The organism is Marivita sp. S6314, assembly GCF_023015985.1.
Lineage (GTDB): Bacteria > Pseudomonadota > Alphaproteobacteria > Rhodobacterales > Rhodobacteraceae > Marivita.
On record NZ_JALKAO010000039.1, the window covers coordinates 1 to 308 of the forward strand.

1 protein-coding gene is annotated in these 308 nt (G+C 63.0%); it reads right to left on the reverse strand.

Translation table 11 applies throughout. From position 1 onward, the window contains the following. The coding region (locus MWU54_RS18885; RefSeq protein ID WP_247086771.1) for an EF-Tu/IF-2/RF-3 family GTPase at positions 1-308 on the reverse strand (308 nt) is incomplete at both ends.

The following is a 308-nucleotide window of genomic DNA, read 5'->3' on the forward strand; positions in this document are numbered from 1 at the left end:
TGCGGACGGTAGTTCGCGAAGAACGGCGTGTGACGGCCACCTTCTTCCTTGGTCAGGATGTAGACCTCGGCTTCGAACTTGGTGTGCGGGTTCACGGAGCCCGGCTTACACAGAACCTGGCCACGCTCAACGCCTTCACGGTCCACACCGCGCAGCAGCGCGCCGATGTTGTCGCCCGCTTCGCCGCGGTCCAGCAGCTTGCGGAACATTTCAACACCTGTGCAGGTCGTCTTGGTGGTGTCGCGGATGCCGACGATTTCGATCTCGTCGCCCACGTTGATCACGCCACGCTCGACACGGCCGGTCAC